Source organism: Paenibacillus bovis (genome assembly GCF_001421015.2).
GTDB lineage: Bacteria > Bacillota > Bacilli > Paenibacillales > Paenibacillaceae > Saccharibacillus > Saccharibacillus bovis.
On sequence record NZ_CP013023.1, the window covers coordinates 1,103,171 to 1,117,223 of the forward strand.

General features: G+C 46.3%; 13 protein-coding genes. 8 read left to right on the forward strand and 5 right to left on the reverse strand.

Features of this window, described 5'->3' with window-relative positions:
* Positions 1-617: 617 nt before the first annotated feature.
* Complete coding sequence (locus AR543_RS04715; protein ID WP_060532260.1) at positions 618-1,919, reverse strand: aldehyde dehydrogenase; 1,302 nt, start codon at positions 1,917-1,919, stop codon at positions 618-620.
* A gap of 205 nt (positions 1,920-2,124) precedes the next feature.
* Between AR543_RS04715 and AR543_RS04720 the strand changes: the two genes are divergently transcribed.
* Positions 2,125-2,727 (forward strand): TetR/AcrR family transcriptional regulator, encoded by a 603-nt coding sequence (locus AR543_RS04720; RefSeq protein ID WP_060532262.1) that lies wholly within the window; start codon positions 2,125-2,127, stop codon positions 2,725-2,727.
* Between the two features lie 52 nt (positions 2,728-2,779).
* Positions 2,780-3,301, forward strand: a complete 522-nt coding sequence (locus tag AR543_RS04725) for a hypothetical protein (RefSeq protein ID WP_060532264.1) — start codon at positions 2,780-2,782, stop codon at positions 3,299-3,301.
* 104 nt (positions 3,302-3,405) lie between these two features.
* On the opposite strand, the gene AR543_RS04730 is transcribed toward AR543_RS04725, so the two are convergent.
* Positions 3,406-3,864 carry a MarR family winged helix-turn-helix transcriptional regulator gene (locus AR543_RS04730; protein ID WP_060532266.1) on the reverse strand — a complete coding sequence of 153 codons (459 nt, stop codon included), beginning with the start codon at positions 3,862-3,864 and terminating at the stop codon, positions 3,406-3,408.
* Positions 3,865-4,323: 459 nt separating this feature from the next.
* Here AR543_RS04730 and zwf point away from each other — a divergent pair, with 459 nt between their 5' ends.
* Complete coding sequence (gene zwf, locus AR543_RS04735; protein WP_060532267.1) at positions 4,324-5,823, forward strand: glucose-6-phosphate dehydrogenase; 1,500 nt, start codon at positions 4,324-4,326, stop codon at positions 5,821-5,823.
* Between the two features lie 264 nt (positions 5,824-6,087).
* Complete coding sequence (gene gnd / locus AR543_RS04740; protein ID WP_060532269.1) at positions 6,088-6,987, forward strand: phosphogluconate dehydrogenase (NAD(+)-dependent, decarboxylating); 900 nt, start codon at positions 6,088-6,090, stop codon at positions 6,985-6,987.
* A 273-nt stretch (positions 6,988-7,260) separates the two neighbouring features.
* On the opposite strand, the gene AR543_RS04745 is transcribed toward gnd, so the two are convergent.
* The gene (locus AR543_RS04745) at positions 7,261-7,500 is read right to left on the reverse strand and encodes a hypothetical protein (protein ID WP_060532271.1); all 240 of its coding nucleotides are present in this window, start codon (positions 7,498-7,500) and stop codon (positions 7,261-7,263) included.
* Positions 7,501-7,775: 275 nt separating this feature from the next.
* Between AR543_RS04745 and AR543_RS04750 the strand changes: the two genes are divergently transcribed.
* The 3 genes from AR543_RS04750 to AR543_RS04760 all read left to right on the forward strand — a co-directional run bounded on the left by AR543_RS04750 (position 7,776) and on the right by AR543_RS04760 (position 10,299).
* The gene (locus AR543_RS04750) at positions 7,776-8,210 is read left to right on the forward strand and encodes a MerR family transcriptional regulator (RefSeq protein ID WP_060536639.1); all 435 of its coding nucleotides are present in this window, start codon (positions 7,776-7,778) and stop codon (positions 8,208-8,210) included.
* Between the two features lie 241 nt (positions 8,211-8,451).
* A complete protein-coding gene (locus AR543_RS04755) occupies positions 8,452-9,666 on the forward strand; it encodes an MFS transporter (protein WP_060532273.1) in 1,215 nt (404 codons plus the stop codon).
* Positions 9,667-9,852: 186 nt separating this feature from the next.
* On the forward strand, positions 9,853-10,299 hold the full coding sequence (locus AR543_RS04760) for a universal stress protein (RefSeq protein ID WP_060532275.1): 447 nt from the start codon (positions 9,853-9,855) through the stop codon (positions 10,297-10,299).
* A 236-nt stretch (positions 10,300-10,535) separates the two neighbouring features.
* Here the strand turns inward: AR543_RS04760 and AR543_RS04765 are convergent, their stop codons facing one another.
* Together AR543_RS04765 and AR543_RS04770 are read right to left on the reverse strand one after the other, a co-directional pair.
* Entirely contained in the window at positions 10,536-10,997 is a 462-nt protein-coding gene (locus tag AR543_RS04765; RefSeq protein ID WP_158523929.1) for a hypothetical protein, read from the reverse strand.
* A gap of 327 nt (positions 10,998-11,324) precedes the next feature.
* Entirely contained in the window at positions 11,325-12,281 is a 957-nt protein-coding gene (locus AR543_RS04770) for an L-lactate dehydrogenase (protein ID WP_082472121.1), read from the reverse strand.
* Between the two features lie 539 nt (positions 12,282-12,820).
* Here AR543_RS04770 and AR543_RS04775 point away from each other — a divergent pair.
* Positions 12,821-13,837: an NADP-dependent oxidoreductase gene (locus AR543_RS04775; RefSeq protein ID WP_060532279.1), complete on the forward strand. Its 1,017-nt coding sequence runs from the start codon at positions 12,821-12,823 to the stop codon at positions 13,835-13,837.
* Positions 13,838-14,053: the final 216 nt, after the last annotated feature.

The window sequence follows — 14,053 nt, forward strand, 5'->3', positions numbered from 1 at the left end:
ATTTATACATATTATTATATAACCAATATTAGCCAAGCTCAATAAACAAGAGGTTCCCAAATGTGGCATATGCCTCAATTCAATAGAAAGTGTCTATAAAATCAAGTAAATAATCCAATAAAAAATAATCCAATAAAGGAAGCGTTTGAACTAACGATCAGTCCTAGAAATAAAGCCGTGTTGCGAAATAAAATACTATGCAAAAAAACAGGCCAGAGCATGACATGCCCCGGCCCGTCTATTACACTTATTTTGCAGTTGCAGTTGCAGTTGCAGTTGCAGTTGCAGTTGCAGTTGCAGTTGCAGTTGCAGTTGCAGTTTAGTCTTACTTCTATATCATATTACGCAATATGCAAATGCCATCAAAGATGCCTCAGCACTTAGCGGAGAGAAGGAAATAGGGGCAAAGGACGACCTTGGAGCCTGGAAATCAACCTTTTCCTACTTCCATAATTTCCAGGCTCCACTGGAGGACGTGCCCCTATTCCTTGTCGGAGCGATGGACGCACTATATCCTTGATCCCACACTCCAACAATAAACACTGTCTAGCCTATCAGATAAAACGCTACCCTACACTGTCGCTTTATCAACCACAAGCGATACTAGCAAGATCAACTCAAGCGTTGCGTTTCATTACACTTTTCAGATGGGAGAATACTTCAAAGCTCTGTTGTCCATGATACGATCCCATGCCGCTTTCACCTACGCCGCCAAATGGCAGATAGTGCGAAGTCATATGGGACAGCGTGTCATTGATACATCCGCCGCCAAAGGATACAGTGTTGAGCACCTGCTCCTGCAGTTGTTCGTCCTGGGTAAACAGGTACAATGCCAGCGGTTTTGGACGACTTACGATCTCGTCCAGCAGAGGATTCAGGTCGTCATATTCAATCACCGGCAGAATCGGTCCGAAGATCTCTTCCTGCATAATCCGGGAATCCCAGTCGATGCCGCCCAGGAGAGTAGGCTCGATCAGCAGCTGATCACGTACACTGCGGCCGCCAATCAGCACTTCTTCGCCTTCCATCAGAGCCGACAGACGGTCAAAGTTGCGTGTATTCACGATATGCGGGAAATCCGGATTTTGCAGTACATCGTCGCCCTGCTTGTCCTTGATTTCTGCCTGGATCAACTCCAGCAGCTGGCTGCGTACGTCCTTGTGGACAAGCAGATAATCCGGCGCTACGCAGGTCTGACCGGCATTGAGGAACTTGCCGCGTACAAGGCGCTGCGCTGCAATCTTCAGATCGGCATCATGGTGAACGATGCTAGGGCTTTTGCCGCCTAGTTCCAGGGTTACTGGAGTCAGATGCTCTGCAGCTGCACGCATCACGATTCGGCCGACGCCGGTGCTGCCGGTGAAGAAGATATAGTCGAATTTCTCTTTGAGCAGCGCCGTACTGGCTTCTACTTCGCCTTCTACGACAGCAATATATTCTTCCGGGAACAATTCATGGATCAGATCGTAGGTCAATTTGGATACGGCAGGTGTCAGCTCGGATGGCTTGAGTACCGCACAGTTACCGGCTGCAATTGCACCAACCAGTGGACCGAATGCCAGCTGGAACGGATAGTTCCATGGCGCAATAATCAGTGCCACGCCGTAAGGTTCAGGATAAATGGTGCTTACCGCATCCGGCAGAGCTGCTGCAGTCGGCACCTGGCGAGGTGCTGCCCACTGCTCCAGATGTTCCAGCGCAAAGTCGATCTCGCCCATAACGATGCGGATCTCCGAACCGTAGGCTTCGGCTTCGGATTTGTTAAGATCGGCGCGCAGTGCGTCGAGAATACGTTGGTGATAGTTTTCAATACCCTGTCTCAATTGACGCAGGGCAGTCATACGATAGGATACGTCTTTGGTCTGGCCTGTATAAAAGAACGTCCGCTGCTGCTGGACGAGTGGTTGTACATTAAGCATGAATAGTCAGCTCCTCAATAAATATTTGATGCAATTGTATTTATTTACATATGATCACTCGCAATATATCGGATTATAAGGCAGGAAATGTTATGTTACAATAACCAGAACTGTTGGATGTGAGGTTTATGCCACAGATGGGTAATAAATGTAGGCATAACTACCGAATAAATAGAGAAATATCGCTTACAGAAAGGATGCGACCATGAAAGAACATACCGTCGATCCGCGTGTCGTGCGCACAAGGAAAGCGCTGCATGATGCACTCAAGCAGCTGATGCAGGAGCAGCCGTATGACAAAATTACGATTCAGGATATTACCAAGCTGGCTACCGTGAACCGCAAAACCTTTTATCTGCATTATGAGACCAAGGACCATCTGCTGTATGCAGTTACGGACGGGATGCTGGATGAATTGTTTGGCGAGGCGAGGGATGCAGGTTCATTCGAACAGTCGGTGGACGAATTGCAGCGCTATATTGCGGGGCGCATTTTTGAGTATATGATTCGTTATCGGCGTTTTTTTGAAGTAATGTTTGAGCGCAAGGCGATGTTTAATTTTGTATCGTATATGAAAAGGTATATTGCGCGATTCTATGAGGAGAAGTTCGCCGAGCTGGATGACGACAAACTGCCTGTACACAAGGATGTAATCGCCAGCTATATCAGCTCTGCCTATGTAGGCATTATTCACTGGTGGCTGGAGAACGGCATGCCCTATACACCGGAGGAAATGACCGAGCAGATGATCCTGCTCAACTCCAATGGGCCAATCCAGATTATCCGCTCGTACAAGGATAAATCATAATACGGCACCACCTTCTGCGTACGACAATATCTATCTGCATGGAGAGGACGTGTTGATTATTCACAAAATCACTCTTGTTTTTACATCGCTGATGTTAACGGTCTGCTTGGCCGGCTGCACCGAAGAGACGATTACGCCTCATTCCTCCCAGACGCCAGCTGTTACTTCCAAGCCAACCACACCGGATCTGCCCGAGCAAAACAGCAGCGAGAAGCAGGCGGTACAAGCCAAGCCGAATACCGATAATATTGATTGGGATGATTTCAACGATCCGCTTGTAAATAAAGATATGGCAGCCCAGATCAAAGCATCTGTGGCAGCTATAGTAAGCCGGGATGTAGACCAGCTGCATCAAGCGATCGGCAAAGACTTGGGAAATGGATACGATTATCTGCTGGAGCATAATGTACAATTTACCAGGGTAAGTCCGGCATACAGGGAATCCGGACGGATCGTTGTTCCTGTAGAAGGGAAACGGACAGATAACGATACCGGAGAAGTAAGCGAAGCTTCTTATGTATTTTATTTTGTAAAAGGTCCAAATGGAGCTTGGACACTGGGTTCGATTGATTAAGCTTTATTGTGCTGATCAAGAGTTATTTTTGCTAAGGAAGATTTATTCTGCATAACAATAAAAAGACGCCTTTTGGGCGTCTTTGTTTTCTTTCTTAATCATCATTAGTCGGAGATGCCTGCTGTTGCTGCTTCATTCACGCGTGCATTGTCTTTGATCTTGTTCAGTAGTCTTCGCAACACGATCAATTCGTCATCAGAGATCCCGTCCATCAGATCCAGGCTGATCTCTTTCATAATGACAGCGACTTCCTGCTCTAGCTGTGCGCCTTCGGGAGTTAGATAGATTTTGAAGCAGCGGCGATCATCGGTACAGGTAATCTTGCGAATAAACCCTTTGCTCTCCAGATTGGAGATCATGCGCGTAATATTGGTTTTATCCTTGCCCAGACGCTCGCCGATTTCATTCTGAGCGAGTCCGTCCTTTTTCCACAGCAGCATTAATACAAAAGTCTGCTCGGGAGCAAGATTGAAAGGAGCTAATTTATTTTTGATATATCCGGCAATCGCAAGATGAACGTCACGAATGAATACGGTGTAACTATTTTCTAAGTCATATGGCATGAGTATTCACCCTTAAATAATTTTGTATTTGGCAATACATGTAGTATTATAGTTGCTATATCAACCTTTTAATCGACGTTAGACTAACATTTTTACAGATAGCTGTCAACGAAGCTATTCACAAACTGCCAAAAGTTACCGATAAATAATTTAGCCAACAAGTAATATTCATTGTGAAACTTTCATTTTTACCCTTGACATTGTTCGACACAAGGTCTATTGTAAATTTTGTAAAGAATGACTGTCACAAAAGAGACACAATGAAAGATTGACTTCATGACGAGGCTTCGATATACAGCTGCCGTTTACCAAACGCAGCTACATAACGGGTCGCTCGTTTATTTTTTGCCGATATAGTTGCTATATCAACCGTATAGTATACCCATGAAATAAGTCTGAATACTTACACCCAGGCCATATAGAGAACCGGGTGGGGTACATTTTGGAGGAGAAACCATTATGGAAGCTATGACATTTGTATTGTTCGGTTCAACAGGGGATTTGGCAAAACGCAAAATCTTCCCTGCATTGTATAATTTATTTCTTGATCGCAAGATGCCGGAAGCATTCTCCATTATCGGTTTGGGACGCAAATCATTCAATGATGCGACTTTCCAAACCTATGTAGAACAGGCACTGCAGGAATTTTCCCGTAATACACCGCAAGAGCGTGAGACAGTGGATGCGTTTCTGCGTTCGATCCGTTATCACATTCTGAATGTGAATGATACGGCCGGCTACCAGGAACTGCTGAAGCTGGTAGAACAGCGTGAGACAGAACTGAATATCCCGCAAAACCGCATGTTCTACATGTCTGTTGCGCCGGAATTCTTTGAAATGATCGCTGATAACATCAAAGCAAGCGGACTCGGTAACACCACAGGCTGGAAGCGTCTGATCATCGAGAAACCATTTGGTCATGATCTGGCTTCTGCACGTCAGCTGAACGAACAGCTGAGCAGAACTTTTGCCGAAGAAGAGATTTTCCGTATCGACCACTATCTGGGCAAACCGATGGTACAAAATATGGAATCATTCACTTCCGCGAATCCTGTGATCCAGTCGCTGTGGAATAACCGCCACATCGCCAATGTACAGATTACCGCTTCCGAAGTGGTAGGCGTGGAAGAACGTGCCGGTTACTATGATCATACCGGAGCCATCCGCGATATGGTACAAAACCATATGCTGCAGGTGCTGATGATGACAGCGATGACGCTGCCAGGCGGTCATACTGCCGACGATGTACGTACACACAAAAAGTATATCGCCAAAGCGCTGCGTCCGATCTCCAAAGAAGATGCACACAAGCACTTTGTACGTGCCCAGTACACTGCCGGTGAAGTGAACGGCAAAGAAGTACAGGGTTACCAGGATGAGCCGGGGATCGAATTGGGCTCCAACACCGATACTTTTGTCGCTGCACGCGTCTGGGTCGATGATTTCTCCTGGCAGGGCGTACCGTTCTACATTCGTACCGGTAAACGCATGAAAGAAAAATCTACACGTATCGTCGTAGAATTCAAAAACACCATGCAAAACAATGATATCTGCGTGGATTGCGACGGTCAGCCGAATATGCTGACTATCAGCATCAATCCGGAAGAAAAAATCACGCTGCAGCTGAACCGCCGCAATGTCAAAACCGGCCAGCTGGAGCCGATGACTTCCGAGTTTGTAATGGGTACGGACAACGATCCTGAAGCTTACGAGCTGCTGATCGGCGATGCCCTGAACGGCGACGCTACTTTCTTTGCCCACTGGGATGAAGTAGAATTGTCCTGGCAGTGGATTCAGCCAATACTGGAAGCTTTTGCAGACAACAGCCTGCCGGTTCATGATTATGCATCGGGTACCTATGGTCCGGAAGCATCGAATGCACTGCTGGCAGAGCAAGGATTCCGCTGGCTGGGGGACAAAGCTCCGGCACCTGTAAGAGAAAGTGCAGTTGTACGCTAAGTTATCTATTGCGTATATTGATCTTTATATAATTGAATGAGTGGCATACGCTCTGGTTAATGATGGACAGAGCGTATTCTCCATGCTTTCAGAGCCGGTTTCCGGCTTTGTCAAACCGCTTTGTGTCTCCATGCATAATGCGGTAATAGATTCGGACGCATAAACAAGCGTCCGGGGTGAGTGTTCCGCACTCGCTGCAGTGGATAGAGAGTACGACCAAAAAAAGAGGGATACAACATCCCCAACAACACGGAGGACTATACAATGAAAATCGGACTGATTGGCTTAGGCAAAATGGGTATGAATCTGGGACAAAACCTGATGGATCACAATCATGAAGTGGTTGCATTTGACCTGAACAAAGAAGCGGTAAAAGAATTGTCCGGTCTGGGTGCACAAGGTGCAGATACAATCGCTGAAATGGTTAGCAAACTGGAAGCTCCACGCGTGGTATGGGTAATGGTACCTCACGGCGTAGTAGATTCCGTATTGGCTGAAGTGGCTCCGCTGCTGTCCGAGAACGATATCGTGATCGAAGCAGGGAACTCCCACTACAAAGAATCCATCCGTCGCTACAACGAAATGAAAAAAAGCGGCATTCGTTACATGGACGCAGGTACTTCCGGCGGCATGAGCGGTGCTCGTAACGGTGCTTGTTACATGGTTGGTGGCGACAAAGAAGCTTGGGAAGTTGTAGAACCAATCTTCCGCGATACAGCTGTAGAAAACGGCTATCTGTATGCTGGTGAAGCAGGCAGCGGTCACTACCTGAAAATGGTCCACAACGGTATCGAGTACGGTATGATGGCAGCAATCGGTGAAGGCTTCGAAGTTCTGGAGAAAAGCCCATACGACTTCAACTACGAAAAAGTGGCACGCGTATGGAACAATGGCTCCGTTATCCGCTCTTGGCTGATGGAACTGACTGAAAATGCATTTGCCAAAGATGGTCGTCTGGAAGAAATCCAGGGTATCATGCACTCTTCCGGTGAAGGTAAATGGACTGTGGAAGAAGCTATGGATCTGCAAATGGCAACGCCGGTTATCGCGCTGTCCCTGCTGATGCGTTACCGTTCCCTGGACAACGATACATTCACAGGTAAAGTCGTAGCTGCTCTGCGTAACGAATTTGGCGGCCACGCTGTTGAGAAATCCAATAAGTAAGATCAATAAATAAACAGAACAGGAATGCTTACCGACTGCTTGGAAAAAGCAGCTGGAGCATTTCTGCTCACAGCAAAGCCTCTGCACCCGGAGAATGACTTGTCCGGGCAGCAGAGGCTTTTTTATGTCTTGGCACAATGGAGACGATACCTATAGATGTTCAGAACTTCTGATGGTGTATGCCGTGTATTTATCGCGCATAGGGTTTTAAGATCGGTCCTTATTTTATATAAGGATAGAAATACTATTTTGTTTTGGTACAAGTCTGTCTGATCAGCTCTCCTGAGGGACAGGATCGCCAGGATTATCCACATCACGAATGACATTCAGAATGACCAGAAAATCAGCTTTGTCCTCGGTTTTGAATAGTTCAACGACTTGATGCACTTCTACATAATCATTCTGGTACTGCCTTTGACGTCGGACGATCTCGGCCAGTGTCGCGCCCAGGGATGTATTTTCCCAGCTGGCAATTGTCAGTTCGATATAAGCCTGTGATTTGGTGATATTCATAGGTTCCTCCTGCTGAATGAGATTTGGTATTCGCTTTCAGGATCTTATTCACCATAGCATAACTGTCTGCGGAAACAAAATACAAAGCGCACTCCATTAAGGAAACAGAGGAACATTCAGAATAACAGGATAAAAATGTTTTCTGCCTTGCCACAATTTCATTTTTTTCTGAAAAAATCTATTTATTTTCTTAATAACGTTGACGTTAACGTTAGATTGTACTATTATATTCATATAAGATATGTAAATAATTAAATAAAGAGAAGGTGGACACAATAACACTCTATAAAATTGATGAAGTGGCTACCGAGTGCAATCTGACCAAGCGCACCCTTCGTTATTATGAGGAGATCGGATTGGTGTCGCCGCAGCGGAGTGATGGCAATACCCGGCTGTATACACGCGAAGATATCGAGCGGCTCAAGAAAATCATCAGCGCGCGCGATGTGCTGGGATTCTCGTTACAGGAATTGCAGCGGTATATCGAAGTGGTGGAGATGCTGAGAGGTCAGCGGGAACGTTATCGCAGCATCACTGATCATGAGGAACGCCGACATCAGCTGGAACAGATTGACCAGACTCTGGGTGAGCAGCTGGAGATGATGGAAGAGAAGATTCGTACAATTCATTCATTTAAGGCGGAAGCTGAACAGCTGCGCGAGCAGGTTCGCGATGGACTGGCGAGGCTGAACAGTGAAGTAGAGAATTGATACGATTTAGCAGTCATTTGGTTAGTGACTGAATAGATTTCAGATTAGTGGTTAATATGTCAATGGATACATTAGTGTCTCTGAAGTACAGTTCATTCATTTTTGTTTTCTTTAAAACAGGCTTTCTTTACACACACCGAGTATCCGATGGAGCCGGTTTTTCCTTTTGTCTCTAAATACTTAGCAAAACAATAAAATGATTTTGATGTGAATCAGCAGGATCAAGGAGGAGTTTTTCATTATGAGTAGTAAACCAGCGACTGCAAAGCAGCTGCCACAGCAGGGCGGATTGTTATCCCAGCCCAAAGCCGTATGGGCCGTTGCTTTTGCCTGTGTTATTTCATTTATGGGTCTGGGCTTGGTTGACCCTATTCTACCGGCGATTGCGAGTCAATTGAACGCAACGCCAAGTCAGGTATCTCTGCTATTTACCAGCTATAATCTGGTAACCGGTCTGGCAATGCTGATTACCGGTGTCGTATCCAGCCGTATCGGTGTCAAATGGACATTGCTCAGCGGTGTTGTACTGATTATTATTTTCTCGGCACTTGGTGGTTATTCCAATACGATCGGCCAAATCGTCGGATTCCGCGGTGGTTGGGGACTTGGTAACGCGCTGTTCATCGCCACTGCATTGTCCGCTATCGTCGGATTGTCCACTTCCGGTACAGCCAAAGCGATTATTTTGTATGAAGCTGCACTCGGTCTTGGTATCTCTGTCGGCCCACTGCTCGGCGGCGAGCTGGGTTCGATCTCCTGGAGAGGTCCTTTCTTCGGTGTTAGTGTACTGATGCTGATCGGTTTTATCTTTATTATGGTGATGCTGCCCAAGATTCCAAAACCAAAAACACGCAGCACCCTGGCGGACCCGTTCCGCGCACTGAAATTCCCGGCACTGAAAACGCTGGCGATTGTTGCTTTTCTGTATAACTTTGGTTTCTTTACCCTGATGGCGTATTCTCCTTATGTAATGGGATTGGATGAGCATGGTCTCGGTTATGTATTCTTTGGCTGGGGAATTCTGCTGGCGATCACTTCCGTATTTGTGGCACCGAAGCTGCAGGCGCGCTTTAACCTGGCAGGTTCAATGGGCGTAATGCTTACCCTGTTCGCACTGGATCTGGTATTTATGGGTCTAGGTGCAGCGACAGGTTCACCGACACTGGTCATTATTGGTGTTATCGTAGCCGGTATTTTCCTTGGTATCAACAATACGCTGATTACTACAGCGGTCATGGAATCGGCTCCGGTCGAACGTTCGGTTGCTTCGGCAGCGTACAGCTTTGTTCGTTTCCTCGGTGGTGCGGTATCGCCGTTCCTGGCTGGTAAACTGGCAGAATGGTACAACTCGGCAACTCCGTTCTACTTTGGCGGTGCGATGGTGCTGGTAGCGGTTATCGTGCTGGCGGTACGTCGTCGTCATCTGGCGGGAATTGATGTGTCGCACGGGCATTGATTTTGCTTGTTTGCATCATCCGCTGCGCAAAGAGATTCTGCCATTCCCTCCGGTTAAGCAGGGAGATCTGGAATGACCACATAGTGGTCGATCTCCCTGCTTAAATGTCGGTCATTGGCAGAATTCTCTTTGCTCCGCTTGGTGCAGGGAAGTTGTATATCAATAGATGAAATGGAGGAACAGATCATGTCAGAAGTACAGGGAAGTTCAGCGTATGAGCGTATACTGGTAGCGGTAGATGGTTCGGAGCATGCGCAGCGCGCATTGGAGCATGCGGTGCAGCTGGTGAAATCTTTGAAAGCAGACAGTCGTCTGACGGTGCTGCATGTCAATCCGGTTATGATGGTGGCAGAGCCGCCGCTGGGAGTGGATGTGGATGAACGTCTGGATGAAGAAGGACATGCGGTAACCGAGCCGTATCGTACGTATTTGAATACGACAGGTGTACAGTATGAAGTTCGTTATCATACCGGTGATCCGGCGACTGTGATCTGTGATGCTGCCAATGATGAAAAGATGGATCTGGTCATTATGGGGACAAGTGGCAAAAGCGCAGTTTCCGAATTGTTCCTTGGCAGTGTGAGTCATAAGGTCATCCAGCATGCGGAATGTCCGGTTATGACAGTAAAATAAAAGAACGGATAAGAACTTACAAAGATTAATGGATAAGAACGTACAGAAGATTATATGTAATAATCCGTAGTTTTACTGGGTTTGCTTCGACTCTGGATAGATGATTTGAACGTATTGAGGTTAAAGCGAAAAGACTTATTGAGAATTAAAATATGGTTTTGATGTGCTTCTGTTTTTGTCGTATCCAGCGTGTGAACAGGTAATATGATAAATGGAAAAGCACCGATACATTATAGTCATGTATCGGTGCTTTTTTGTATTCGTTGGTCTTTGTTTCTATATAGCAGTGCATCGAACAGCCCGAATACGGCTATATAAATCGGCAAAATTTGTATATTTAGTGCAGCCAAGACAGAGACTACATATAGAACCAGTGCAATAGCCAGAAAAAGGGGCAGTACCAGCCGTTGTGCCACAAAATAACGAAGTAGTGCAGATAACAGACCTCCGCCGATCAGAATAAAGCTCCAGCTGGTCATTATCGCGAAGATGACTATTCCGATGAGGTCTCCCCAGCCGAAATGGATCAGATCGGTGTCCGAATCTCTATCCATAATCACGAGCAGGACAGGAACAATGGCCGAAGTTAGCAGTGTAACCCATACATAATGCTTGATCAGCGGATGCACAATACGATCTCCTTTTTCAAAAGGTGGATGATTATATTCCAGCATAGCGCAACCCATTAGCTTATTCAATGTGATGTTTTGGGTAGCCTTTTAATATTCTATATTTCACATTCCACATTCCATATTCAGTCAAGGAGGACACACAGTAACAATGAAAGCAAGATATTAAAATAGAAAGAACCCGGATCAATCGCCCGGGTTCTGCATATCCATATGATCGCTATCTACCTATAAGTTCATAGACAATACCTATAAATCGCTGGGTCTTGTAAGCTTATAAAATCATATTGTATTCCATTCCATATTCGCTTTTATATGCGTAACAGTAAATCCAATATTGGCGTATGGCTCCGTGCATATAACGAGCTGAATACCAATGGTCAATCGCCGAATGTCCTACACCATCACCTGAACCTGTTCAATAGCCGAGCGGATCACTTGGCAGGAATGATGGAACTGGCGCTGTTCATGTTCTTCCAGACGAAGTTCAATGATTTCCTGGATACCTTCTCCGGAAATAATAGCCGGTACGCCTGCGCATACATTCTGCTCGTTATACTCGCCATCGAGAATAGCGGAGACTGCGATAATCCGGTGCTCATCGTACAGAATCGAGCGGGCGATATGGGCGAGGGCATTGCCGATCCCGAACTGGGTGTGGCCTTTGCGGGTGAAAATTTCCCAGCCTGCATCCCTTGTCTTGAGCGCGACATCATCCAGACTCAGCTCCGGGAAGCGCAGCGCATGCTGTTCCATAATATGCAGCAGCGGCTTGCCGCCAATCGTCACATGCGACCAGGCGACAAATTGGGATTCGCCATGTTCACCGAGTACATAGCCGTGGACGCTGCGTGGATCGATAGAGAACACATCGGACAGAATCGTTTTGAGGCGGGAAGAATCGATAGAGGTACCTGTACCAATAATACGTTCGCGCGGCAGACCGGAGTACTGCCATGTGAGGTAAGTGACCACGTCTACCGGATTGGCCGCGATAATAAATATGCCGTCAAATCCACTGGCCATGATCGGATCGGTAATGTCGCGTACGATCTCGGACGCTTCATGTAGCAGGGTCATGCGGTCTTGTCCTGGTTTGGGATTGGGACCTGCTGTAATGATGACAATATCCATATCTCCGCAGTCATGCAGTGTACCAGCGTATACTTTGGTACGATGGGACGTAAAGTCCATGCAGTGCGACAGATCGAGCGCCTGGGCAACCGCCTTCTCATGGGTGCGTCCCACCATCATAATCTCGTCGGCAATCGACTGGTTAATCATTGAATAGGCACATCCTGCTCCGACCATTCCTACGCCGACAATTGCTACTTTTCTGTTCTTTTTACCCACGTTGTACAGCCCTCCTGCTATTTATAATCATGATATACTTTCTACCATGTCAAAAATTACATAAATTAAATCAGAAAGAATACATATTTGAATGTCAATTTACTTTCCATATCTACTATTATACATACTTTTACCAGAATGATAATAAGGAAATATGTCACAATAATTAACTTATTGCTTAAAAAAGATAGGAAATGGGTCTGGTATTCTATCCGTACAGAGATAAAAGCGAACAATACTGTCTATTTGTTTTTTGGAAAGCGAAATTAAAAAGAAAACAAACTGTCCAAAATAAAAAGCTCACCTATAAAAGAACAAGTTAACAATACATTTAAGCCAAAATGATCTATACCAGGAGGATAAACAAGGAGTTAACAACACAGACATGATATAGAAATAGATAAATTTCATCTTAATTTCAGGTAGAAAGGGTAATAATAAAAGGTGGCATGCCAATAATACTGGATAACGGGATGATTGGGCATGCGGATGTTCTATATTATGGAACGCAGATACTTATACTTTTGGGAGGAATCAACATGGCTGAAGAACAAAATGAATATATTGCACTGGCGAGTCGCCCGCAGGGTACACCTCAAATGGAGAACTTTTCGTTTAACAAGGCAGAACTGGGTAATCCGGAAGAAGGACAGCTGTTAGTGAAAACACTGTACGTCTCTGTCGATCCTTATATGCGTGGGCGGATGAAAGATGCCAAATCCTATGCGGCACCATTTCAGGTTGGAGAGCCGATTACCGGCGGGTCGGTCGGCAAGGTTCTGAGCAGCAAGCATCCTGATTACCAGGAAGGCGATATTATCGCAGGCGGCTGGGGCTGGCAGCGATATGCGATTGTAGACGGGAAAGGTCAGCGCAAAGTCGATCCGGAACTGGCTCCGATCACTACAGCGCTTGGCGTACTCGGCATGACCGGATTGACTGCGTATTACGGTACACTGCGTATCGGGAATCCGCAGCCGGGCGAGACGATGGTCGTATCCGGCGCAGGCGGTGCGGTCGGCATGATCGCCGGACAGATCGGCAAAATCAAAGGCGCACGTGTCGTGGGCATCTCCGGTTCGGATGAGAAGAACCGATATCTCAAGGAAGAACTGGGCTTTGACGAAGTGATTAACTACAAAACAGATCAGCCGATTCGCGAAGCACTGCAAAAAGCATGCCCGGACGGTATCGATGTCTATTTTGAAAATGTGGGCGGGGATATTACTGATGCTGTAATCGAGCAGCTCAACCGTAATGCGCGTATTCCACTGTGCGGACAAATCTCGCTCTATAATCAGGAGAATCCGGAGCTTGGACCACGTATTTTGCCGGCACTGCTGACCCGTACCGTACTGCTCAAAGGCTTCCTCGTAGGCGATTACGCCGATGAGAATGTACAGGCCCTGCAGGAACTGGGACAATGGGTACGTGAAGGCAAGCTCAAATACAAGGAAAATATTGTAGAAGGATTCGACCGCATTCCAGAAGCTTTCCTCGGACTGTTCACCGGCGAGAACCTGGGTAAACAGCTGGTCAAAGTAGCAGAAGAATAAAAGAATCACGTTATGTTGTCTTGTCTGGAATGGTTCTGTGAGAGAATGTACAGGTAATACACGTTTTGTCACTTCATGCAATTCGGAATAATCCATCAGGCAGGAGAAAAGGCAGATTGGTTAGCCAATAGTCTACACTTCCTTCTATGATCGTACTGCCTTTCTTTTTCCAATTGCAGCAGACCCAATAAAAACGCATTAGGCCAAATAAAAAAG

What these genes read in the sequence shown, in the direction of transcription:
- AR543_RS04715 (WP_060532260.1), bottom strand. Translation starts at nt 1,919, where the DNA reads ATGCTTAATGTACAACCACTCGTCCAGCAGCAGCGGACGTTCTTTTAT.
- AR543_RS04720 (WP_060532262.1), top strand. Translation starts at nt 2,125, where the DNA reads ATGAAAGAACATACCGTCGATCCGCGTGTCGTGCGCACAAGGAAAGCG.
- AR543_RS04730 (WP_060532266.1), bottom strand. Translation starts at nt 3,864, where the DNA reads ATGCCATATGACTTAGAAAATAGTTACACCGTATTCATTCGTGACGTT.
- zwf (WP_060532267.1), top strand. Translation starts at nt 4,324, where the DNA reads ATGGAAGCTATGACATTTGTATTGTTCGGTTCAACAGGGGATTTGGCA.
- gnd (WP_060532269.1), top strand. Translation starts at nt 6,088, where the DNA reads ATGAAAATCGGACTGATTGGCTTAGGCAAAATGGGTATGAATCTGGGA.
- AR543_RS04745 (WP_060532271.1), bottom strand. Translation starts at nt 7,500, where the DNA reads ATGAATATCACCAAATCACAGGCTTATATCGAACTGACAATTGCCAGC.
- AR543_RS04755 (WP_060532273.1), top strand. Translation starts at nt 8,452, where the DNA reads ATGAGTAGTAAACCAGCGACTGCAAAGCAGCTGCCACAGCAGGGCGGA.
- AR543_RS04760 (WP_060532275.1), top strand. Translation starts at nt 9,853, where the DNA reads ATGTCAGAAGTACAGGGAAGTTCAGCGTATGAGCGTATACTGGTAGCG.
- AR543_RS04775 (WP_060532279.1), top strand. Translation starts at nt 12,821, where the DNA reads ATGGCTGAAGAACAAAATGAATATATTGCACTGGCGAGTCGCCCGCAG.